21 protein-coding genes and 1 pseudogene are annotated in these 24,166 nt (G+C 33.6%); 11 read left to right on the top strand and 11 right to left on the bottom strand.

Annotated features, from left to right (window positions below):
• Positions 1 to 46: 46 nt before the first annotated feature.
• The 5 genes from BSU00_RS13840 to BSU00_RS01835 all read right to left on the bottom strand — a co-directional run bounded on the left by BSU00_RS13840 (position 47) and on the right by BSU00_RS01835 (position 6,253).
• Complete coding sequence (locus BSU00_RS13840; RefSeq protein ID WP_369820237.1) at positions 47 to 2,170, bottom strand: DNA repair ATPase; 2,124 nt, start codon at positions 2,168 to 2,170, stop codon at positions 47 to 49.
• A 128-nt stretch (positions 2,171 to 2,298) separates the two neighbouring features.
• Complete coding sequence (locus BSU00_RS01820; RefSeq protein WP_105002867.1) at positions 2,299 to 4,398, bottom strand: flotillin family protein; 2,100 nt, start codon at positions 4,396 to 4,398, stop codon at positions 2,299 to 2,301.
• A gap of 15 nt (positions 4,399 to 4,413) precedes the next feature.
• Positions 4,414 to 5,076, bottom strand: a complete 663-nt coding sequence (locus BSU00_RS01825) for a hypothetical protein (protein WP_233188540.1) — start codon at positions 5,074 to 5,076, stop codon at positions 4,414 to 4,416.
• 56 nt (positions 5,077 to 5,132) lie between these two features.
• Positions 5,133 to 5,846, bottom strand: a complete 714-nt coding sequence (locus BSU00_RS01830) for a PspA/IM30 family protein (RefSeq protein WP_105002869.1) — start codon at positions 5,844 to 5,846, stop codon at positions 5,133 to 5,135.
• Between the two features lie 11 nt (positions 5,847 to 5,857).
• Positions 5,858 to 6,253 (bottom strand): molecular chaperone Tir, encoded by a 396-nt coding sequence (locus tag BSU00_RS01835; RefSeq protein ID WP_105002870.1) that lies wholly within the window; start codon positions 6,251 to 6,253, stop codon positions 5,858 to 5,860.
• 225 nt (positions 6,254 to 6,478) lie between these two features.
• Between BSU00_RS01835 and BSU00_RS01840 the strand changes: the two genes are divergently transcribed.
• From BSU00_RS01840 to BSU00_RS01850, 3 genes are all read left to right on the top strand, one after another.
• A complete protein-coding gene (locus tag BSU00_RS01840) occupies positions 6,479 to 7,234 on the top strand; it encodes a helix-turn-helix domain-containing protein (RefSeq protein WP_105002871.1) in 756 nt (251 codons plus the stop codon).
• Between the two features lie 133 nt (positions 7,235 to 7,367).
• A complete protein-coding gene (locus BSU00_RS01845) occupies positions 7,368 to 8,678 on the top strand; it encodes an NAD(P)/FAD-dependent oxidoreductase (RefSeq protein WP_105002872.1) in 1,311 nt (436 codons plus the stop codon).
• Positions 8,659 to 8,964 carry a hypothetical protein gene (locus BSU00_RS01850; RefSeq protein ID WP_105002873.1) on the top strand — a complete coding sequence of 102 codons (306 nt, stop codon included), beginning with the start codon at positions 8,659 to 8,661 and terminating at the stop codon, positions 8,962 to 8,964. The genes BSU00_RS01845 and BSU00_RS01850 overlap by 20 nt, the downstream gene beginning before the upstream one ends.
• 426 nt (positions 8,965 to 9,390) lie before the next feature.
• On the opposite strand, the gene BSU00_RS01860 is transcribed toward BSU00_RS01850, so the two are convergent.
• The gene (locus BSU00_RS01860; protein WP_105002875.1) at positions 9,391 to 9,867 is read right to left on the bottom strand and encodes a DUF6428 family protein; all 477 of its coding nucleotides are present in this window, start codon (positions 9,865 to 9,867) and stop codon (positions 9,391 to 9,393) included.
• Positions 9,868 to 10,479: 612 nt separating this feature from the next.
• On the opposite strand from BSU00_RS01860, the gene BSU00_RS01865 reads away from it, so the two are divergent.
• The 8 genes and pseudogenes from BSU00_RS01865 (at position 10,480) to BSU00_RS01900 (ending at position 19,701) form a co-directional block, all read left to right on the top strand.
• A complete protein-coding gene (locus tag BSU00_RS01865) occupies positions 10,480 to 10,896 on the top strand; it encodes a hypothetical protein (protein WP_105002876.1) in 417 nt (138 codons plus the stop codon).
• 74 nt (positions 10,897 to 10,970) lie between these two features.
• Positions 10,971 to 11,873 (top strand): TolC family protein, encoded by a 903-nt coding sequence (locus BSU00_RS01870; protein WP_105002877.1) that lies wholly within the window; start codon positions 10,971 to 10,973, stop codon positions 11,871 to 11,873.
• 190 nt (positions 11,874 to 12,063) lie between these two features.
• Positions 12,064 to 12,825, top strand: a complete 762-nt coding sequence (locus BSU00_RS01875; protein WP_233188541.1) for an HlyD family secretion protein — start codon at positions 12,064 to 12,066, stop codon at positions 12,823 to 12,825.
• Between the two features lies 1 nt (position 12,826).
• On the top strand, positions 12,827 to 13,996 hold the full coding sequence (locus tag BSU00_RS01880; protein ID WP_105002878.1) for an ABC transporter permease: 1,170 nt from the start codon (positions 12,827 to 12,829) through the stop codon (positions 13,994 to 13,996).
• A gap of 518 nt (positions 13,997 to 14,514) precedes the next feature.
• A pseudogene (locus tag BSU00_RS01885) lies at positions 14,515 to 15,368 on the top strand (PPK2 family polyphosphate kinase).
• A 64-nt stretch (positions 15,369 to 15,432) separates the two neighbouring features.
• Entirely contained in the window at positions 15,433 to 16,260 is an 828-nt protein-coding gene (locus BSU00_RS01890; protein WP_105002879.1) for a 3'-5' exonuclease, read from the top strand.
• 10 nt (positions 16,261 to 16,270) lie between these two features.
• A complete protein-coding gene (locus BSU00_RS01895; protein ID WP_105002880.1) occupies positions 16,271 to 16,756 on the top strand; it encodes an ABC transporter ATPase in 486 nt (161 codons plus the stop codon).
• Between the two features lie 23 nt (positions 16,757 to 16,779).
• The gene (locus BSU00_RS01900) at positions 16,780 to 19,701 is read left to right on the top strand and encodes a glycoside hydrolase family 3 N-terminal domain-containing protein (RefSeq protein WP_105002881.1); all 2,922 of its coding nucleotides are present in this window, start codon (positions 16,780 to 16,782) and stop codon (positions 19,699 to 19,701) included.
• On the opposite strand, the gene BSU00_RS01905 is transcribed toward BSU00_RS01900, so the two are convergent.
• The 5 genes from BSU00_RS01905 to BSU00_RS01925 are packed head-to-tail and all read right to left on the bottom strand — an operon-like array spanning position 19,685 to position 24,165.
• Entirely contained in the window at positions 19,685 to 20,725 is a 1,041-nt protein-coding gene (locus tag BSU00_RS01905; RefSeq protein WP_105002882.1) for a lysophospholipid acyltransferase family protein, read from the bottom strand. The genes BSU00_RS01900 and BSU00_RS01905 overlap by 17 nt on opposite strands.
• Positions 20,725 to 21,642 carry a bile acid:sodium symporter family protein gene (locus BSU00_RS01910; RefSeq protein WP_105002883.1) on the bottom strand — a complete coding sequence of 306 codons (918 nt, stop codon included), beginning with the start codon at positions 21,640 to 21,642 and terminating at the stop codon, positions 20,725 to 20,727. Before BSU00_RS01910 ends, BSU00_RS01905 begins: the two co-directional genes overlap by 1 nt.
• The gene (locus BSU00_RS01915) at positions 21,626 to 22,267 is read right to left on the bottom strand and encodes a DUF4159 domain-containing protein (protein ID WP_105002884.1); all 642 of its coding nucleotides are present in this window, start codon (positions 22,265 to 22,267) and stop codon (positions 21,626 to 21,628) included. Before BSU00_RS01915 ends, BSU00_RS01910 begins: the two co-directional genes overlap by 17 nt.
• Before the next feature lie 60 nt (positions 22,268 to 22,327).
• Positions 22,328 to 23,047 (bottom strand): 16S rRNA (uracil(1498)-N(3))-methyltransferase, encoded by a 720-nt coding sequence (locus BSU00_RS01920; protein WP_105002885.1) that lies wholly within the window; start codon positions 23,045 to 23,047, stop codon positions 22,328 to 22,330.
• The gene (locus BSU00_RS01925) at positions 23,047 to 24,165 is read right to left on the bottom strand and encodes a GTP cyclohydrolase (RefSeq protein WP_105002886.1); all 1,119 of its coding nucleotides are present in this window, start codon (positions 24,163 to 24,165) and stop codon (positions 23,047 to 23,049) included. The genes BSU00_RS01920 and BSU00_RS01925 overlap by 1 nt, the downstream gene beginning before the upstream one ends.
• Position 24,166 lies beyond the last annotated feature (1 nt).

The raw sequence follows: 24,166 nt of genomic DNA on the forward strand, positions 1-24,166 counted from the left end.
TTTGCAAACCTGCCCTCTAATTCTTCTAATTGAATTATCGTTTTCGTTAAGATTCATCACATTTTTCTGGAGTATTGGCAATATCTATATAATTTATTATACTTTGATCTAGTAATTTCAATTGCGCAGTAAAATCGGCTTTAGCTTCAATACTCCCAAGGCTTTTAACTTTGTTTTTAATACCTGCCTTAAGCTGGTTAATACTTGAAAAAATTAAAGAGATATTAGTAATGATTTTTGTAGATTGGGAAGTGTCTTCGATATTTAGATTCGAAACAATATCGATAAGCATTTCTAAATCACTAGTAATTTGATTTACGTCTTTCTCTAATTCTTTGGCTGTGATTACCTTGTTTATAGATTGTAGTTCATTTTCTTTTTCTGCTACTCTCTTGTGATATGGTGCTAAGGCTTTTTCATCCAATAAAAATTGCACACATCTCGTTGCAATGAGGTCGTTTTGTTCAGCAACACTTTCCTCCAGGTTATCCAAATATTTTTTATCGATGTACCTAATGTCTTGTAGGCTTAAAACTTCACCTCTAATAGTTCGGAGTTGACTCAGTAGTACTACAAAATTATCTATAGATTTAAAAGAAGTACTCTTTATCTTCTGGAATAGATTCTCTGATTTGATTTTGATGTCTTTGATTTCCTCGCTAGCTTGTTTTTTTAATGCAACTACTTTTTCAAATTCATCAATGGCAGCGTTAGCCGCTGTATTTATTGCCAGTATTGGTATAGTAAGTTCGTTAGCCTCTTTTTCAGGAAGCCAATAATAGGAATCGTTTAAATCCTTAGAGGCCTTTGCTACATCATTGTACAAGCCATTGTAATTATCTTCTTTGTTTAGTAATGTAATTAGTGCTTGGCAATCGGCCATGGCTCTTACAATATCTTTGTTACCAATTTTATATAGTAGGCTATTTTTGTGTTTTGAAGGGATTGTTCCACCTTTTACATAAGGGGTTTGCCAAATCTGCACAATATGATTTTTAGTTTGCTCATTTTCATGTTTAAAGTAACAAAGCTCTCCATTTTGTAGCACCGTAAAGCCATTACAAATAATTGGTGTTTTTACTTTTTGTTCAATTATGTTGTAAGACATCAATATATATAACCCTCTGATAGTAGCATAGAATACGTAAAGAAAATCCTCTCCATTGGGGGAGACAATTTTCTCTTGAAACTTAACAGCTTTTACATCACTTTCAAATAATTTGTATTCTCCTGTTTGCAGGTAATATCCATTTGGGAAGATAATACCCTGGTCATCAGGAAGTTTTACAGCGGTGTCTTGGATGCTGTCAATTTTAATTACCTCTTGTAGTTTGTGGTTGTACACAAAGTATCTAGGAACTTCCTGAAAAGGCTTAATCTCTAGAATAATAAGATTTGCAAGATCGCCATATCGGAACTGACCATCATCTAAGGTTTGATCTGCATGAAGAACAGGTTCTTCTATAATACCTTTTCCATCGTCGGTATTATCTTCAATTTTAATGGTTAAATCGCCACCAATTGTCTCTACAAATACTTTATCTAAAATAGAAATATGTGGATGTTTTCCGTAGCGATGCATGTCTCTTTGCACTTCTTGCCACTGAAATTCATGCTGGATTGGAAATTTGTATTCATGTTCACTTCGATTATCTATGTATTTTAATTCATCCTCATCGATTAGCCACTTGAATGTTTTAATGTCACTTTTGCTTTCACTCAATTGAAATACCATATGTAGGTAGTTTCCAATTATCGCAAATTTAGAAAAGGCAGTATTTCGATAGTATTTATAGAGGTTGGTAAAATCGTCCTCAAAGCCTTGGTCATTAATTAAATCTAAAGATTTTTTCTGAAAATGATTTTCAGAATATTCATAGATGCTGAATACATCAGAGAGCGTAATATTGGTTCTTAGACCGAAGTGTACATTATAGCCAAAAATAGATGTATTCTTAAGTGATATTATATCTTTGGCAATACAATTATTTTCTGTTGAAATTCGATCATTAGCAATTAATTTTGTTTCGATTGTACCAAATACCTCTTTTCTTGCACTGTTTAATAATTGTAATTTTTCTAATAGTATTGCCTTTTCTTTTTGAAGCCTATTTTGAATTATTTCATAAGTTCCGCCATCTAGTTGTTGTGTAGTATTTTGCTTTTCCATGTGCTTTTATGTGAACGTTTAGAAAAAAGAAATTAGAGGGTAGGATGCGGTTAAATACATCGTATGCGAATGCATCCTTTTTTAAAATAAAGAACCCAACAGAAACCTGTAGGGTTCTTGTAAACTTTTTAGGATAATTTCTTATCCGCAATATTTAAACCTTTGGCAAGATTAAAAAGATTACCAAACATATTTTCTTCATTTGTGCTAGCAGCATTTTCTTTTAGGTTTAGTAATATATTTGCGATACTTAAATTTTTAATATCCTCCGAAGATATACCGTACTGATTTGCAAAATCTTTTACTTTTTCAAGTAAATTACCTTTTACATCATCACTACCTAAAATAGCATCTTTTACATCGTCAATGGTAGTACTATGTTTTACTAATCTATCTACACCTTTGGCTTTTGTTATTTGGCCGATAATTTGCTCAAAGAACATGGTTTCTCCTCCAACAATATCAATATTTGAGGCTTTCAGAGCGTCTCCGATAACTTGAGCTTGGGCATCTGCAATATCTTTTTGAATTTCAATGTGAGCAAGATCTACCTGTAATTCTTTGTCTAATTTTAACTTGAATTCTTCGTGATCTTTTCCAACGCCATCTAATTTCTTCATTGCTTCTGCTTTTTCTTCAATACCTGCAGCTTCTGCAAGGGCTATTTCTTTATTTCCGATAGCTTTGGCTAATGCTTTTTCTTTTATAACGATAGCTTCAGCACTACCTTCCTCTTTTAAAGCTTCTGCTTTTGCTAATATTCCAGCAGCCTCTGCTTTTGCCTTTTTCTCAATGATACTTGCTTCAACAAAACCTTGTCTTTCGTGCGCATCTGCTTTTGCGTGCATAACTTGTGCTTCCGACATTCCGATAGTAGCTTCTTCTTTTGCTTGCGCTTCAGCTAGTGTTTTTCTTGCTTCCGCCTCCTTTTCGCTTGCCTCTTTTTGTGCTTGCGCCTCAATATTAATTTCCTCTGCTTTTTGTTTCGCAGCTTCTTTTTGTGCTTCTGCGGCAATTGTTGTTTTGATCAAGGCTTCTTGTGCTTCTGCTTCTGCAGTGGTAATTTTTACTTGTTTTTCACGATCTGCCGTTTTAAAAGCTTCAATATCTTTCATGTTTTCTTGCTCTTCAATTACACCTTTTTCTAGCGTAACGCGGTCGCGAATAACATCTTGTATATTTTTCTTTTCTACCTCTACAACCTTCTCTTTTTCAATTTGAGCAAGTGTAACAATGCGTTCGCGTTCGGTTGCTTCCAGCATTCTATCTTTTTCAACTCGTTCTGTCTCCACAACCTCGGTTCTTTGTTTGTTTTTTGCAGCAACGATAATTTGTCGTTGCATATTTTCTTCCGCTATTTGAACTTTTTCCTCCGTGATAATTCTAGCACTTTCCGATTTGAGTCGTTCCTCTTCTGCGACTTTTAGAGTTTCGGCTTCCTCACGTGCTTTTATATTCGCGATTTCCCGTTTTTGTTGCTCCTCTTTCTCTGCTAGTTGCTTATCAAGTTCTAAAATTGCCTCCCTAGCTTCAACATCTTGCTTTCGAATAACTTTTTCTTCATCCCGTTTAATCAAGTTAGCCTTTATGTTTTGTTCTGCAGTTAATTCTGTAATTTTTTTAATTCCCTCTGCATCTAAAATATTGTCTGCTTTTAAATAAGTTACAGGAGTTTGTTCTAAATAATCAATGGCGCAATCCTCTAATGTATATCCATTTAAGTCGGTACCAATTATATCAACAATTTCGTCTCTAAATTCACGTCTTGCTTCATAGAGTTCTGTAAATTGGAACTTTTTACCAACCGTTTTAAGTGCTTCAGAGAATTTAGCCTCAAAAAGATCTTCTAGAGTACTAATGTGAGATGCTCTTTCACAACCAATAGTTTGCGCTACTTTTTTAATGTATTCTACCTCGTTATTAACTCTAACGAAAAAAGCTACTTTAATGTCTGCTCGCATGTTATCTTTACACACTAATCCATCGTTTCCTAAACGTTCAATTTGAATTTTTTTTACGGAAATGTCCATTATTTCCACTCGATGAAAAACAGGTACCACATATAAACCTTTGTCTGTTGCAACTTTGGTTCCTTTGAAGCCAGTTCTAATAAGAGCCTGTCCTTGTGGTACTTTTTTGTAAAACATTGCAACAATAGCAAAGTAAAGTATTACGAGGAATAAAAGTAAGCCGATACCTATTCCTATAATTTGAAGTAAATTATCCATAGAAATTAAATGATTTTAGTTAGTGTATTTTTGTGCGTAATAAAATGATTTGTCGGGACTTTTTTTAATGATTAAAATTTGATCTCTGAAGGCTATTTTTTCACCATTAAGAGATTTAATATTAATGCTCAAGCTGTTCCCTTCAGCTTTGACCTCAGCAGAACCTAGTTTTTTATCTTGTATGGTAGATAGCGAAATACCAGTTCTGCCAACAATTTCTGTTGGTGCATCTCCATCCTGATTAAAACCTTTGAAAAAGTTTTTAAACGGTGTGGTGAATATTTTGGTGAGAACTAACGAGGGAAAAAAACCGGCAAGCATTAAAACAAATCCAAAACTATTTTCATAACTCTGCGTTATTGTCGTGCTAACTGCGGTGCACATCCACCAGATAAATATCCATGCGGTGAATGTAAACATAAACGGTAATCCTACGAAATTAAAATAAATTAAGACTACCTGCCACCATCGCAGTGGTTTTCTTCTTTTTCCAACGACATCTTCTTTATTGATTTCTGTATTGGAAATGTCATGAAAATCGGCATTTCCCCCCTCTATACCAACATCGATATCAATATCGGCATCTACATCTACATCTACATCAATATCTACATTTAAATCGAAGTCAATACCAGATAGTAAGGTTACTATCCAGTATGCTAGAAGTAAAATAACCAATAGTGTCAATGTTATGTTGACGGATGAAAATAGTATGTCGCTTAGTGTATTCAAGTTTATTCTTCTTTAGAGTTTATACCTAATTGTTTTTTTAATTTTGCTAAATCTTCTTCTGCGGAACTTTCTTTTTCGTTAATTGCATTTCGAAGCTCATCGTCGATTGATTTTGAGGCGTTGGCCAAGTCTCCATATGCCTCTGCTAAAGCTTCCTCTTGGTTAACTTTATCTTTCATTCTTTCCAGCATACTAACAGTGCTACCACTGTCTAATTCTGCCATTTGTTTACTTAGGTTTTGTGTAGCCTTACTTACCTTAACTCTCGCTTTTAGGGTTTTTAATTCGCTTTCCCATTTGCTAATGTTATTTTTTATTTCTTGCACATTCCCTTCTAAGGTCGCAACGGAGTTTTTGTATTTTTCAGAATTACTCTGAAGTGCAGTAATTTCCTCTATGGTCTCTTCTTTTTTGACTAAGGCTTCTTTTGCAAGTCTATCTGCTTCTTGAGAGTCTAGTTCTTTTTTTTGTGTTTTTTTGAGAATTAGCATTGCTTTTTGCTGGTAGTCTTCTGCCTTCGCTGTTAGTTCATTGATCTCTGTTGTCGATCGAATGGCCAAAGCCTTAACTTGCGCTAAAGATTCGAGACTTTTTTCTAAGTCAATTTTCATGTCTCTAATTCCTTGTTCTGTCATCTTAATGGGGTCCTCCATTTTGTCAATTGCAGAATTTGCCTCTGATTGTCCTATTTTGAATAACCTTCTAAATATATTCATGCCTATTTTTTTTAGTATTTTGAAAATGTAATTATGTTTTCTGAATATTCGCTTAGTAAAAGACTAAGAGAATTTAAACTCGCCTCTAGTTCATTGATATCTAGATTTTCCAATTGTAAAGTATCTCTAAATATTACTCTTTTTCCGCTTTCATCTAGGACAAAAGCACCGTGAATAATATCTCTATTTTTCTTAAGAAGACTTTTAAATATTTCTTCGTTAGGTTGTTTAACTTTAAATATGAATTGTTCAATTATTAGTATTGGGTTTGCAACCCCAAGGATCAAATTTTTTAAACCAAAATCCTCCTTTTCAATAACAAAAACACCATCTTCTTCATTTTCCTTTAAAATATGGAAGTTAAGTTCTTGTAAAAAAGTTTTTGTCTTTTGAAAGTATGTGGTCATATGTAATTAAGTTAGGTTGGTTTTTTAGTCTCGTAATATTACAAAAAAGATGTTAATATCCAGCTTGTAATGTAAATAGTTGTTGCAATCATTTGGTGTTTTTTTTAGGATTAGTTCATTTTTTTTGATTTTTTCTAATTTTTTTAGTAATTATATGGTATATTAGCTAATATTATTAGTGTAAAGATACAAAAAAAAATTAATAATGCAAATAAAATTAGCAAAATGTCTTTTTTTGGAAAAAATATAAAAAAAATAAGAGGAGTAAAAGGCTTAAGTCAACAAGCATTCGCAGAGCTTTTTGACCTAAAAAGGGCTACACTTGGAGCATATGAGGAGGGCAGGAGTGAGCCAAAGATTGATACGATAATTAAAATTGCTAATTATTTTAGCACCTCTATAGATGATCTCTTAACCTCTGAACTCACGGTTAATGCCTTGCTTCAGTTTAAAGATGATCTAACTTTACATGCAGATGCTTTTCACAAGGTTGAAATGTCTAGTATACCACTATTACAAGGGGATGCTATAGGTGAATATCCAAATCTATATAACAACATCTCTTACATAGAGGATTTACCGCAAATACAATTTCCTTTAGCTTCCTCGCAAAAATTTAGAGCATATACCATCTCTAATTTAGAAATGACCGCAAATGACAAAGGTCTTTATCCTGGAGATATTGTTATTGGAGAACAGGTTTTACTAAAAGATATAGTTTCGATTCCCGAGGGAACTGTTGTACTAATTCTTGTTCATGACAAATTAATGGTACGTCATTTGCAGGTAAAAGAAGACATGGTTTTTTTAAAAGCTGCTCATAAAAATATAGCACCGTATAAATTTTCGTTAAATGAGGTGAAAGAGGTTTGGAAAATTTGCTATACTATATTGTTTCGTTTGCCAGAATTTGGAAATCCTTTAGAAGAAAAATTAAATTATTTAGAACGAGAATTTAGACGTTTTAAAGAGGGTTTTTAGAATAGGTTTTTGAGATAGCGCTTTATGCTGTTTTTTGGGGTGCTCTTACTGTAAAAATTCCAATAGATTTACCTTTGTCAGAATCACTTTTTGGTGCTTTTTTTGTACCTTAGTATTCTAAAAATTTTACCGAATGAATATACCGCAAAGCAGTTTCCCTAGAGTTGTAATTGTAGGAGGAGGATTTGCAGGATTGGCAGTCGCTAGGGGCTTAGAAAATGAAAAACTTCAAGTTGTTTTAATAGATAAACATAATTATCATACCTTTCAGCCATTGCTTTACCAAGTTGCAACTGGCGGTCTTGAACCCGATAGTATTGCCTATCCTTTAAGAAAGAGGTTTAATGGTGTTGCAAATTTTTATTTTCGATTAGCAGCGGTAACGGAGATTTGTTCCGATAAGGATGAAATCAACACAACGATTGGAACTATAGCGTATGATTATTTGATTTTAGCAACTGGTTCTACTACTAATTTTTTCGGAAATGCTAATATTGAGAAGTTTTCCATGGAAATGAAATCAGTGCCACAAGCACTTAATATTCGCAGTTTGGTTTTGGAGAATTTTGAAGAAGCTTTATTAGAAACCAATGTAGAAAGGCGTCTTGCTCTAATGAATTTTGTTATTGTCGGTGGTGGCCCCACTGGAGTGGAATTAGCAGGAGCTTTAGCGGAGATGAAAAAAGGTATTTTGCCGAAAGATTATCCGGATCTTGATATACGCCAAATGAAAATTAATATCATCCAAGGTTCTAACGCACTATTAGATGGGATGAGTGGGGAGGCGTCTGAGAAAGCAGAAAGTTTTCTGCGTGATCTCGGTGTGGATATATGGAAAAGTCTAATCGTTACCAATTACGATGGAGAAACCATAACCACCAATAAAGATCAAAAATTTTTCGCACAAACCGTGATTTGGGCAGCAGGAGTAAAAGGAGAGACCGTTAATGGCTTAGCCGATGAATGTATTGTTGCAAGAGCTAATAGAATTCGGGTAGACAGTTTCAATAGAGTGCAAGGGTATACTAATATTTTTGCAATTGGGGATGTTGCTGCTATGGCTACGAAAAAATACAAACATGGGCATCCAATGATGGCGCAACCAGCAATTCAACAGGGAAAGTTACTTGCACAAAATATAAAAGCAACGATAGCAAATAAAAAACTTAAGTCATTTACATACCACAATAAAGGATCCATGGCTACTATAGGAAGAAACAGAGCTGTTGTTGATTTACCAAATTGGAAATTTCAGGGCGTTTTTGCCTGGTTTGTATGGATGTTCGTACATTTGTTTTCGTTAATTGGTTTTAGAAATAGAGCAATTGTGTTTATGAACTGGGTTTATAATTATATTCGTTTTGATAGAGAGACTCGTTTGATTATTAGACCATATAGAAATAAAAATAAGTATTCTTTTGATAATGAGCGTGACGAGAACTAGTTCGAATGTAAAGTGTGGAAGCTGTGGTGTATTTACCGAGAATTCTGATTATTGCAAAAATTGTGGTGCCTTAATTTCGCATAAAAAAATTCAGGAATTGAAGGCAGAAAAAATCAAACAAGAATTTATCGAAGAAGCCAAATACGAGTTAGAAAACCCTGGTGTTGCTAAACGCTTAATGCAACATCCATTTTTTCTGTACAAAATAATTGGTTGGATCTTACATTCTGTATTTCTCGTGGTAAGTGCTATTGGTGCTTTTCTTGGGTGGTTCATTGCATGGTAGCTGCAGGATAACCTTGCCTAATAAAATTCTCACATATTATTTTTATTTTTCCTCCTGCCTTGGATGTCTCGTTTATGTGTTGAAGCGTGTTTCCATCTCCTTACCAACTTGGGTTCAAAATTATTGTAATGATTTTTTAATTATACCGATTGTATTGTATTTATGTTTGCAGACACTTCGATGGAGTAGAGGTAACACTAACTATTCTTTACCCTTGTGGTCTATTGTATATATAGTTTTATTCTTTAGTTTTTTATTTGAATATTTTTTACCAAAGTTTAAAGAACGTTATACTGCTGACGCTATTGATATTTTGCTTTACATTACAGGAGGATTAATATTTTATCTTTTACAAAAAAAATAAAATCACACTAACACTTTATGCAACCTTTGCATAAATTGGTATTAATCCTTTTAAAAATTATGTTAACAGCATCCACTATTTGGGTCACATTCATTTTTACGCTGATTGCCCAATGCGGAAATACGGATTTTAGGTTTTTCTTTAGGTGTGATTCCACATTGTTCTTCAGCTAAACAAGCAGTTGCCTTATTTCCTAAAGTAAAATTTTTTCCATTAAAACCCAGTTCGTATTTACCGATAGTTTCTCCTTGGTATTCTACCTCAATGTTTACATCTTTAATACCAAGTGTTTTTTCAGATAGTTCAATAATCTGTAGCAACTTTTCAGGGTGTAAACGATGGTTGTAATCGTTTGCACTCCACAATTGAAAATTCACTACTTCTTCTTCGCGAATAGTACCTCCACAATCTATAAAGTGTTTATGCACCTTTCCAACTTCTGTTACATGAAAATGTTTTGGAACAAGTTCTCCGTTTGGCAATTCAAAGGCGATTGTACTTAATTTTTTTAAATGATTTTTTATTTCTGATACTTTCATGATTTGTTTTATCAAGCGCTAAGTAGATAATTTAATGGACCAACGATTTGTTAAACATGTTGGTTTTGTAATACTTTAAATTTGTGTTAACTGTTGGACTATTAATTTTAACATCAAAGGTACGAAACATGTTTTATTTTTTATTAATGAAGGAAAAGTACAATAAACCTCGGGTTTTCCTGCTGTTAAATATATGTTTGACTTGTTGTCATCTATTTTTTGATGTAGGGATATTTGCTTTTGTACTAGTATACTTTTATATGCTTAACCAGTGTAAACAAATGATTTTATAGGTGTTAAATATTCCCATTTGGCAATTCTTTCATATTGTACAAAAACTTACGCGATTTGTGTAATTTGATGTAGTGCTATGTGATAGAAGAAATATTTTGTAAATCTATTCTAATTTTGAGTTTTACATCAAGGTATTTCCTGTTTTTTCTTGCTGAAATATATGGATATTTTTAATTGTGTATAATTTATTGTAAATTGTTTGAGCTATATAAAAATAAATCTATGTTTTTAGAGCTGTCATTACTTTAATTTAGTGACATAAAATTTTTCCCCTGTAATATTCAATTAAGGTTACCTAGAATTTAATAGGTATTTATTATGGTTTTAAGATTACGCTTACTATGTTTCTTTTTTTGTGGTGTATTACAAGCACAAATCAATGTACATCCTGTGGTTAAAAGTGGAATTGATAGTGCAATTGTACGTAATAAGATTTTAAAAAATAAAAAGTTAGATACAGATATTGACAAACTTAAAAAAGAAAGTGTCGCAAATTTATACCTGCCTAAAGTGGAACTTGAGGCTGCATACGGTTATATGCAAGGCGTTATTAATTTAGATTTACCAACGGAAGTTATTCCATTACCACCACCATTGAATCCAATTACTTTGTTTGATGGTTTTGGTTCTTTTGATTTTAATTCTCAGTTTTACAATGCTTCCTTAATGGCCAAATCTGTGATTTTTTCAGGGTTTCAAATTCCGAATTCAGTACGTGCACTCGAAAAAAAATAGAGGGAAATCAATTTTTAATTAATGTTGACGAAGAACAAATTATCCAAGAAGTAATTACGAGTTTTGACCAATTAATGCTTTTAAAGCAAGCTGAAATACTTATTGCTAATAGCAGAAAACGTCTAGATAAAGAACAATTACGCGTTCAAAAAGCAATACAATTAGGTCTGGGAGTCCCTTACGATAGAGATAAAATAGTGTTGGCGAAATTAGAATTGCAATCTAAAAATATAGAAGTAAAAGGCAAACAAGAAGTGCTTAAAAGTAAGATTGCTTTGTTAACTGGTTTCTCTTTAGAGGTGATAGAATCTATCTCGTTTATTCCGGAGCCTGCAATTTCATTACGGGAAGACTACACTGTTCAAAATAAAAATGAGCTAAAAGCTTTACAATCATTTAACGAAGCTCAAGAGTACTTAATTAAAAAAGAAAAAGGTTCCTATTTTCCAAAAGTTGGAGTTTCCATAGGTCTCACTTATGTCGGATTATTTGGCTCGCAGATTGAAACAGAAGTATTGCCGGTGCTCGATGAAAAACTCTCCTTAGATATTGATAATCTTGGTTTACAGCCAATATTTACTGCAGGTATTGGTTTGCAATGGGGTATTTTTGATGGTTTGGAACGGAGTCATAAAATTAAAATAGCAAAAATTGAAAAGGCACAACTGGAAAATAAATTATCGGATGCTGAAGAGAAATTAGACCTACTTCTTACCAATGCCCAACATCAATATACTGCTGAGGTTGCTAAGTTAGAAGTGGCGTATCAACAAGAACATGTGGCAAAAAATAACTTAGTAAAAGCGCAAAAACAATACGCTTTAGGTTTGATCAGTGTTACCGAACGATTGGCGTCTGAAAACGATTATGTTAAAGCAAAATTACATACTGTTGAATCTCTGGTAAATCAAAGAACCTCTGCAGTTAAATTATATATAGCTTCTGGAGCTTTACAACAAAATATACGAGTAAAATGACTAAGAAAATACCTTTACTATTCCTGTTAGTTTTGATGCTTATAACAGGCTGTTCCGATACCACCAATAATGTTTTCCAGGGTAAAACAGAACGCGAATCTTTGAGTGTGGCTGGCAAAGTTCCCGGTAGAATTTTAAAAATATTTTTAAAGAAGGGGATCAAGTTCAACAAGGAGATACGCTTGCTATCTTGGAAATTCCTGAAGTAGATGCAAAAAAAGTACAAGTGGAAGGAATGGTATCTACTGCGGATGCACAATATCAAATGGCCTTAAAAGGAGCTACTGATGCTCAAATTACCCAATTAACGGCAAAGCTAAATGCAGTAAAAGAACAGTATGATTTTGCAACAAAATCAGTTAAACGTTTGCAGGGGATGTTACAGGATTCTTTAATCCCTCAACAAAAATATGATGAAGTCTACACAAAATACCAAGGAGCTTTGGCACAATATCTAGCTACTAAATCAGCATTAAACGATGCCAAGTCTGGCGCAAGACAGGAACAAAAAAATATGGCGCTAGGGCAGAAAGAATCTGCATTAGGAGCACTTCAAGAAGTAAATACAGCTGCACATGAACGTTTTATCATTGCGCCCAAAAACATGCTTTTAGAAACGATTTCTTTGCAAGAGGGAGAGTTAGCCCTACCCGGATATCCGTTGTTCTCTGGGTTTTTGAATCACAGCATCCATTTCCGATTTACACTTCCTGAGGAAGAACTCGGACGAATAGAAAAAGGACAAGACATTACCGTAACAGTGCATTACAACAATCAAAAAATTGCAGCAAAAGTACAAACCATAAAGGCTTTATCTAGTTATGCCGATATTGCCACTGCCTATCCAGATTATGAAATGCAACAAGCACTTTTTGAGGTGAAAATTATACCAAATAATATCGAAGATACTTTTTCTATTATTACCAATACCACAGTAACTATTCCAAAATAAGATGAGAGTATTTCTAAATTTATTGAAAAGAGAATTCTCTTTGTTTTGGAAAAATAAAGTTTTAGTTGTTTTGTTTCTGGGTGCTCCAATGTTTTATGGAATATTATTAGGTTACGTTTATAGTAAAGGAAAAGTAACAGATTTACCCATCGTTGTGGTAGATCAAGATAATAGTGCCTTGAGTAAAAAGATAATTGATATGTTAAAGGACAATGAAGTGGTTTCTGTTGCCAAAATAATGCCAGACAAATTCTACTTATCGCAGAGTATGATAGCTGAAAATGCTGCATGTGCCATTATAATTTCAGAGAATTTTGAGCAAGGAGTTTACAGTAAAAAATATCCGGAAGTAACCACAATTGTCAATACCTCAAATGTGCTAACTGCTAATTATGCCTCTTCGGCTATCAATAAAGTCTTAAGTACCTTAAAGGCTGGAATAGCTATTGAAGCATTAACAAAACAAGGCATGCCAAGAACTATAGCAATGCAGCAATACGAACCATATAAAATGACTTTTATTAAGAAGAACAACAGAGGGAGTAATTACATGTATTTTTTATGGCCAGGTGTTTTAGGAACTGTATTACAACAAGTTTTATTTTTAGGTTTAGCGCTTTCCTTTTCTGCGGAGTATGAAAATAATACGTTTGGAGAACTCCTTGAGAAGAGTAGCTCTGCATTTATTTTACTAAGTTCTAAAATTTTTCCTTACTTGCTTATGAGTATTGGAGTTTGGATTTGTTATATAATATTTGCTTTCTGGTTTCGTATGCCCTTGCATTTAAATATTTTCAACTTAACGCTAGTAACTGGTCTTTTTGTGTTATCTGCAAGTTGTATTGGTGTTTTAGTAAGCGTAATTTTACCAACACAATTGAAAGCGACAGAAGTTTTGATGGTAATTGCAACTCCGAGTTTTATTTTGAGCGGATTTACTTGGCCCTTGAGTCAGATGCCTGTTTTTATTCAGGTAATTGCTAACCTAATACCAACCACACATTACCTGCATATTGTAAAAGTTTTGATTGTTGAAAATGGGACATTATCGCAAGTAGCTACCTCTATTTATGCTTTACTAGCCATAGGTATGGTGTGCGGAATTCTGGCTTATCTAATCCTTTCAAAAAGGATTAAGAAATTTAAAGTTGCAAAGAGTGGTATTGTATAGCATGCAATGCATATAGTTGTCTTTTTTTAGGGTAATTTTTGCTTTGCGTATTCTCAATCGTATCTTATTTTGTAGTGATTCAATTTTTGTAAATAAGATAACCTAAAGGAATATCGCTAACGTGTCTGTTTTTAGTTTGTACTAACCGAGTAATTTCCTAAATAAAACACCAAGGTTTTATTGTTACCTACACAATAAAGACTTAAAATATTCTACAAATTTTCGTTTCTAAATTAATACGTAATATCATTTTCAAATGTGCATCAATCGGAGTAAAATAGCCATTTTGTATCTTGTTATTTTTGTATAGAAGATCCTAAGGGTATTGCATCCTAAACTATTTTCTTGTATCGCTTTACAGAGGATGTTTAATTTCTTACTATTGTAACTAGATTTAAGAATTAATAATACCGTCTGTACCATAGGTAATACCTAGTAATAAATTGCTAATACATCGTTAAAATCAATCTACAAACGCATTTATTTTCTTATTTTTATACATCGAATGTAATATTTCTATGAAAGTAAACGATTATAAGATTTCTTCTGTTATAAAATTAGCGAATTTAGAGACAAAGCAAGAAATTCAGAGTTCCAAAGGAAAGCTTAAAAAATTAAGAAAAAAAATTAGCGAACTTCAAGATGCTATGTATGCAGAGGGTAAGTATAGTATTTTAATTTGTTTGCAAGGTATGGATACATCTGGGAAAGATAGCTTAATTCGAGAGGTGTTTAAAGATGTTAATGCCAGAGGCGTTGAGGTGCATAGTTTTAAGGTTCCAACAGCGCTTGAACAAAAGCATGATTTTTTATGGCGGCATTACCTAGCACTTCCGTCCAAAGGAAAAATTGGAGTATTTAATAGAACCCATTATGAAAATGTTTTGGTAACCAGAGTACATCCAGAATATATTTTTGCTGAAAATATACCCAATATTAAAAGCCTAGAAGATATCGATGATGCATTTTACCACAGTAGAATGGAAAGTATTTTAAATTTTGAAAAACACTTACACGATAATGGCACTATCGTTTTAAAGTTTTTTTACATCTTTCAAAGGAAGAACAAAAAAATAGATTGTTGCGAAGATTGAACATCCCAGAGAAAAACTGGAAATTTTCCGAGGGAGACTTGAAAGAAAGAAAATTGTGGGATACCTATCAAATGTGTTATGAGGATGTACTAAATAGAACTTCTAAAGAATTTGCTCCGTGGTTTGTCATTCCAGCAGATGATAAACCAACAGCACGTTATTTAGTTGCAAAAATATTATTAGAAGCAATGGAAAAGTGTAATTTTGAAGCACCTAAATTATCCGATGCTATTTTTAATAAAATCGATGATTTTAAACAGGAATTAAATAAAGAATAAAAGGTAGGTGCTGTAACAAAAGATAATTTTAGTGCTATTTGAAGCCCCTACAAAATGTATATACATGGAATTAAATTTAACAAGACCAATAATATTTTTTGATTTAGAAACAACTGGAATCAATATTGCTAAAGATCGAGTAGTTGAAATATCTATCTTAAAAATTTACCCCAACGGAAATAAAGAAAGTAAAACATGGTTAGTAAATCCCGAAATGGAAATTCCTGCAGAATCAACTGCAGTTCATGGTATAACCAATGAAAAAGTTGTTACTGAACCGACGTTTAAAGAATTAGCGCCGCAAATTAATGCGATGATTTTAGATTCGGATCTTGCAGGTTTCAATTCTAATCGTTTTGACATACCGCTTCTAGCGGAAGAGCTTTTACGAGCCGATATAGATTTTAGTATGGAGGGAAGAAAGGCGATTGATGTGCAAGTAATTTTTCATAAAAAAGAACAACGTACCCTAAGTGCAGGGTATAAGTTCTATTGTGGAAAAGATTTGACAGATGCACATTCCGCTGAGGCAGATACCATCGCAACGTATGAGATTTTAAAAGCGCAGCTAGATGCTTATGATGATTTAGAAAACTCCGTTGACAAATTAAGTGAGTTTTCAGCACATACGCTAAGAGCAGATTTTGCTGGTTTTATTTTATTTGATGACAATGGCAAAGAGATCTTTTCTTTCGGAAAATACAAAGGAAGGTTAGTCGAGGAAGTCTTAAAAGAAAATCCTGGTTATAATTCTTGGATGCAAAACGCCGACTTTCCACTATACACCAAAAAAGTGTTGCGAGAGATAAAAGCAAGAATGACAAAACCCACTAAAGTTATGTCGGACAGTGAAAAGTTGCAAGCTCTTCAAGATAAGTTTAACACAAAATAAGACGAGAAAAATGTATACAACGTATGATAATTTACCTAAAGATGCTAGAATTTGGGTGTATCAGGCAGATAGGAGTTTTACCAATGAAGAAGTGGCGGTAATAAATGCAAAAGCTAAAACATTTATCGAAAACTGGACGCGTCATGGAGATGACTTGAAAGGTTCATTTCTCCTTAAATATAACCAGTTTTTGATCTTGGCGATTGACCAAAGTTTTAACACAGCATCCGGCTGTTCTATTGATGCCTCTGTTCGTTTTGTGAAGGACTTAGAAACCGAATTGTCTGTCGACTTAATGGATAAAATGAATATTTCGTTTAAAGATGGTGCAAACATAAATGTTATTACATTGGCTGATTTTCAAGCTTACGCAAAACAAAAAAAAATACATGCAGATACCATTGTTTTTAATAACATGGTAGCAACCAAAGAAGGATTAGAACACAACTGGGAAGTTCCTGCATCTGCTAGTTGGCACAAACGATTTTTGGGGTAGATAAAAATTTGTAAAAATTAAATATGAAGAAAAAGTTATTAGCTATTTGTACCCTATTGGGTACCCTGTTATCTTTTGGACAGTACAAAAATCCTTTGCAAGCTAAAGACTCCCTATTGCAAAGCATTTGGGTGGATAGTATTCTGAAATCCATGACTGTAGAGGAGAAAATTGGACAGCTTTTTATGGTGCAGGCCTATTCCAATAAAGATGATAAGCACAAATCTGAAATACGCAATATGATTAAAAAATATCATGTTGGAAATCTCATCTTTATGCAGGGAACACCAGAGAGGCAAGTTGTTCTCAACAATGCCTACCAGAGGGAGGCAAAGATTCCTTTATTGATTGGTTTTGATGGTGAATGGGGTTTGGATATGCGTCTAAAAAATAGTTATCGCTTTCCTTGGAATATGACTTTGGGAGCCATTTCCAATAATGCGCTGCTAAAAGAAACCGGAAGAAGTATTGGAGAGCATTGTAAAAGAGTTGGAATTCATATAAATTTTGCTCCGGTAGTAGATATTAATACCAACCCAAGTAATCCAATTATAGGAAACCGTTCGTTTGGAGAAAGCAGAGAGAATGTTGCTTTTAAAGGTGTAGCATTCACAGAAGGAATGCAGAGTGTTGGCGTATTGGCTAGTGCAAAACATTTTCCAGGACATGGAGATACCGAGAAAGACTCCCACAAAACATTGCCTACAGTAGATTTTTCTCCAAAACGATTAGACTCTATTGAACTCTATCCCTATGATAAAATGTTTGCTGCTGGCGTTGCAAGTGTTATGGTAGCACACTTGAGCATGCCGCAATTAGAACCAAACAAAGAATTGCCATCCTCATTATCTAAAAATATTGTCACCGATTTACTACAAAGAAAAATGGGTTTTCGTGGCTTGGTTATAACCGATGGTTTGAATATGAAAGGTGCTGCTAACTATAGCTCCTCAGCTGCTATCAACCTAGCTGCTTTTCAAGCAGGTAATGATATTCTGCTCATACCGCAAGACATCCCTAATACTGTAAAATTATTTAAGGATAAATTAAAAGCTGGAGAATTAACAGAGGAACGAATCGATGTTTCTGTTACCAAGATATTGCAAGCGAAATATTTAGTTGGTCTTTCAAAATTTACTCCAATAAAAACGGACAGTATCCGAGAGGATATTTATCGTACAAAAGATGAATTATTACACAGGAAATTGCTTTCTAATGCTATTACTGTTTTAAAAAATGAAAAGTCTAATCTTCCATTACAACATTTAGAGAAAAAGAAGATAGCCTATGTTCCTTTGGGAGATGATACCGGGAATTCTTTTTTTAAAATGTTGAAAAATTATACCAAAGTAGATAAAGTTACTAGTGCGCAGTTGAACGATTTATTAGATAAATTAAAACCGTATACGCATGTTATTATCGGTTTTCACAAATCGAATAAACACCCGTGGAAGAGCTATAAATTTACAAACAAAGAGATGGTTTGGTTGCAAGAAATTGCTCGAGATAAAAATGTAATATTAGACGTTTTTACAAGTCCTTATTGTCTGCATCAAGTAAAATCATTCACAAATATTGAGTCGATTGTAGTGTCCTATCAAAATAGTATAGAGGCACAAGAATTGTCAGCACAAGGCCTGTTTGGGGCTATTGCCTTGCAAGGAAAGTTACCGGTAAGTATTCTCGAGGAATTTAAAGTTGGAGAGGGATTACTTATAAACAAACTAAATATTTTGGGGTATACATTGCCTGAAGAGGTTGGCTTATCTTCCTCTAAATTAGCAATTATAGACAAAAGAATTGATACTATTTTAGCAGAGAAAATGGCACCCGGAGGACAAGTTTTAGTGGCAAGACACGGAAAGGTTGTTTACAACAAGAGTTTTGGATACCACACGAACTCTAGAAAAAGAAAGGTTAAAAATTCAGATGTCTATGATCTTGCATCTTTAACAAAAATATTAGCATCTTTACCAATGGTAATGAAGGCTGAAGAGGAAAAAAAAATTAGTTTATACTCCACGCTAGGGGATGTATTGAGCAGGTATAAAGACTCTAATAAGGATACTTTAATGCTGAAGGAAATTCTATCCCATTATGCTCGGTTAAAAGCCTGGATTCCATTTTACATTGCTACGAAAGACGAAAAAACTGGCAAGGCGTCTTCCGAATTCTACAGAACTAAAAAGTCTGAGGATTTTTCCATAAAGGTAGCTTCGAATTTGTATCTAGCAAATACTTACCGGGATTCAATTTACCATAAGATAGTTGCCGCTGAGCAGCGTTCTAAAATAGGCTATAAATATAGTGACCTTGGGTATTATATGCTACAAGAAATAATTGAGCATGAATATAACGAACCATTAAATGTTTTGGTTAATGAGATGTTTTATAAACGTTTAGGAGCTAATAGAACTAGTTATTTGCCCTTAAATACCTTTTCAAAAACTGAAATAGTTCCTACCGAAAATGACACTTATTATCGAAATCAGTTGGTACACGGTTATGTTCATGATATGGGGGCCGCTATGTTGGGTGGTGTCGGCGGGCATGCAGGCTTGTTTTCCAATGCGAATGATGTCGCAAAAATAATGCAAATGTATCTGCAAAATGGTTCCTACGATGGGTATCAATTTTTACAACCAGAAACGATAGCAAAGTTCAATCAAAGATATTACGCCGATAAACAAGTTAGAAGAGGCTTAGGGTTCGATAAAGTGCAAATTAGAGTAGAGGAAAAACCAACTTGTGGCTGTGTTTCTGAAAAGAGTTTTGGTCATAGTGGTTTTACTGGAACCTATGCATGGGCAGATCCTGAAAGCGATATCGTTTATGTTTTTTTATCCAATAGAGTGTTTCCTACAATGTCGAATCGCGGATTAGTAACGAGCAATATGCGAACTAAAATTCAAGAGGATATTCAAAATGCTATTTTGGAGGAGTAGGGGCAATTTTACTATACAACATCACCAAAACCACACTTAGTATACTGTAGTACCATGCAATTTGGGAATTCAAAAAATAACAGATGATTCCTGTCTGTATTAGCAGGAAGGTAGGGTATAAAATTAAGTTGCTTCCAAACCTAAAGGTATCTATAAATTCAAATTCATTAATTTTCTTAGCTATTCTTTTCCATATAATATAAGGAATGATTCCATTTATAATAAGGAGAAATAACAACGGTTTGAAATAGTTACTTTTTATTTTTTTGGGTAATACCGTCTCTTTTTGTTGTATCATTTGATTTACAGCAGATACCTCCGTATAATCTACTTGTGCCTTGTTTAAAGATTGAACAATGCTACTGTAATTTTCATCATCTTTTATGTGAACTGTTAAACCTTCTAGTTGTTTCGATACTTCACTCTTCAAGTACTTTACGCTAGTGAATTGGTCTTGTTCGTAGGAAGAATTAGCACATATAGGCGTACCGATATTTACTGCTAGTTTTAAAGGGTATTCCGATGGGTTTTGATAGGTAATTCCTATTGGTATTACGTAAATTTTTGTCTCAGGGTTATGTTCTAAAGTTTGATGAATAATTCTTGTAAAACCTTTACTCAGTGGTCGAATGGTTCTTTTTTTATTATGACTTCCTTCCGGAAAAATTAAAATAGCTTCGTTTTTTTTAAGTAGTTTTTCACATTTGTTAAAAATTGCTTGGTTTTTGGATAGTTGCTGGATACCATCCCGAATTCTATATACCGGCATCATTCCTAGTATATCAAAAAAAGAGGAAACTATTTTGTTGTTAAATACTCCTGCTCTAACTAAAAAATTAGTCTTGCGAGAAATACTTGTGGCAATGACTAGCGGGTCAATTAGTCCATTGGGGTGGTTTGCTGCAAATACAATAGCACCGTCTTTTGGTATCGGCTGCTGAACGGTGACCTTTATTTTTTTGGTGTAAAAGAAAAGCCCAGTTTTTATAAATAGTTTGAAAAATAAATAGATAAAGTCTTGCATTACTTATTGTTTTTTCTCCCCCAGTACGTGGCGAGGGCCATGCCTGAAAATATGTCCCACACACCCCAAAAAGCAGCTAAAAGAGCCATGCCACCCAATCCATCAAAAAAACTAAAGATTAATAACAACCCTAAACCACCATTTTGAATTCCTGTTTCCACAGCTATGGTTCTTTTATCTTTCTCTGAAAGCCTAAATGATTTTGCGGTAAAATAACCAATGCAATAGGCAAATATATTATGAAAAACTACAAGGAATAAGACCAAATGGATGTAGTTTTTAAAAATATTTGCATTGTCGTATAAGGCAATAACAATCAGTAATAAAAAAAATAGTAACGAGGAAGGTCTTAGTAAAGTGTTAATTTTTTTCGCCATTTTAGGGTGGTAATGGTTTACTAGCATACCCAAAACAAGCGGGATACCTAAAATCAAGAGAACTAATTTTGTTAATTCATAGGCATCGAGTGCTACTGTTTGAAGTATTTCATTTGTCGGTGGATATAAGGAACCCCAAAATTTTAAATTAAAAGGTGTTAAGACAATACATATTAACGTAGCAAAAGCTGTTAAACTGATGGATAATGCGGCATTACCTTTTGCCATTTTACTAAAAAAATTAGATACATTTCCTCCAGGGCAAGCGGCGATCAGAATCATTCCTAAGGCAAAACTTGGGTGTGGTTTCAAAATTAAAACCAATACGAACGTTAAGGCAGGTAACAGTATAAATTGTGATAGTATTCCAACAAGTAAGATTTTAGGGTTTCTAATTAGTCGCTTAAAATCGTCTATTGTTATGTCTAGTGAAATTCCAAACATTATAATTGCTAGTGCGATATTTAGCATCCATAATGCTTCGGTATCAAAATTAATTTGAATTTCGTCTATGTTAATTGTGCTAGTTTTTAAAGGCATATTCAATAATATTGGCTCCCATTTGTAAGGCTTTTATTCTTATTTCCTTTGAATTATTATGAACCTCTTGATCTTCCCATCCGTCACTTAAGTCACTTTCATAATCGTAAAAAACAACCAAGCGACCTTCGTAAAATATACCTAAACCTTTTGGTGCTTTTTTATCGTGCTCGTGTATTTTAGGGAGTCCATTTGGAAAGGAAAAGGTTTGGTTATAAATTGGATGGGTTGTGGGTAGTTCCTGAAAATTCTTATTTGGAAATACTTTTTTCATTTCTCGTCTGATGTATTTGTCTAATCCATAATTGTCAGAAATATGCAAAAATCCGCCAGAACTGAGGTAATTTTTTAACATTGTCGCATCTTCCTCACTGAAATAAACATTACCATGTCCTGTCAAAAAAACCAGTGGATAGTGGAAGATTCCATTGTCATTTAAAGCGACCACATCGGGGTCTTTAGCTATAGCGCTTTTTATATTTTTATTGGTAAAGGCAATTAAGTTAGGCAATGCGGTAGGATTGGCATACCAGTCTCCACCTCCGTCATATTTAAGGGTTGCTATCTCTTGCGAAAAACAAAAGGACCGTATAAATAGTATCAGGAAAATTGTTGTTGTTTTCAAGAATGTTTTTTTATGTACAATATACTAACAAAATTAAAAATATCTAATTATTGTTAGATTTTAGTAGTCCTTTTCGTTCACGAAAGCTATATGTGACGCAGCTGTAATACCCGCTGTTTCTGTTCGAAGTCTATTCTCCCCTAAGCTAATAGGTTGGTAATTCATCTTTATAGCGCTTTGAATTTCAGCAGGCGAAAAATCTCCTTCAGGTCCTATTAAAATCGTATAAGAGTTTCCAGGTGTGCTGCATTTTTGTATAGTTGGTTTTTCAGTGCTCTTCTCACAATGTGCAATAAATAATTCGCCGTCTTTTTTAGAATTGATAAAATCAAGACATCTTACAGTATCGTTTAAATGTGGCAATTTATATTGCAAGGATTGCTTCATTGCTGCTTGGATTATCTTTTCCATGCGCTCTTTTTTAATTGATTTCCGCTCTGAATTAGCACATATTATTGGTGTTATTTCGTCGATGCCAATTTCAGTTGCTTTTTCTAAAAACCACTCGAAACGGTCGTTGTTTTTAGTTGGAGCAATAGCGATGTGTAGTGTATAGTTTCTGGAGGATTTTTTTTGGAAAACCTCTGCAATAGAAGCGATACACTTTTTATCACTTGCAACACGTATTTTTACCGTAAATAGAAAATTATTACCATTGGTAATATGAAGCGTATCTCCTTCCTTTTTGCGAAGCACCTTTATAATATGACGACTTTCATTTTTGTCGAAAGTAATCTCTTTGTCGTTTTCCGAGATGGAAGAATTAAAAAATAATTGCATTATAAATTTATTCTGTACGTTCTTCTTCGTTTGTGTACCACCGGATGAAATTCCTTCCAAATATTTTGAATAGCAGTGTTCTCTGCTAATTCAGGCGTACGAATACAATTTTCAATGCCTTTAGCACTGAAGGTTTTATAAAATTCTTTAAAAATTAGGGCAGTAACTCCTCTGTTTTGATATTCGGGGTCTACACCGATAAGATAAAATGTAACATCTTTGGCTTTTTTTCTCGCTTTTAAAAGATGCCATATTCCGAAAGGAAAAAGTTTGCCATTTGCCTTTTGAAGTGCCTCTGAGAACGATGGCATTACTATTGCGAAGGCTATTAATTTTTTGTTTTTATCAATAACAAACTTAATGTATTCGGGATTTATAAAACTGATATATTTTTCTTTAAAATATGTTATCTGAGCCTCTGAAATAGGAACGTAGGTAGAGAGTTTTGAATAGGTTTTGTCAAATAAACCAAACATTTCAGTAACATACGGCAGTATATCTTTGGTATTCGTGAAGTTTAGCGTTTGTAACCCGTATCTTTTCTCTATTAGTTTAGAAGCTCTTTCATATTTCGTGAAATCTACATTTTTAAAAAGGAATTTATGTTCTAAATATTCTTTTTCTTTAACAAATCCTAATTGTTCTAAATGCTTCTGATAATAGGGATGATTATACCAGGTAATCATCGTTCCAATATGGTCGAATCCTTCGGTGAGTACTCCAGTTTTATCCAGGTTATTAAACCCAATTGGCCCCTCGACATATCTTAGGTTATTTTGAATGCCTATCTCTTTAACTTTGTTTAACAGTATTCTGGATACTTCAATGTCATCGATAACGTCAAACCAACCAAAACGCATTTTTTTTATATGCTGCTTTTCAACTTCATAGGTGTTAATTATAGCTACAACTCGCCCTACAATCGTATCATTTTTATATGCAAGAAAGAATCTAGCAGTAGCATGCTCAAAAACCGGATTATTCTTTTTATCAAAATTTGCCAATTCATCTTTAATAATCGGAGGAACCCAATACTTGTTATTTTTATAAAGTGTAAAAGGAAATTTAACAAATTGTTTCATTTCCTTTGTAGAAGCTATTTCTTGAATTCGTATCATG

The organism is Tenacibaculum sp. SG-28 (assembly GCF_002954385.1).
GTDB lineage: Bacteria > Bacteroidota > Bacteroidia > Flavobacteriales > Flavobacteriaceae > Polaribacter.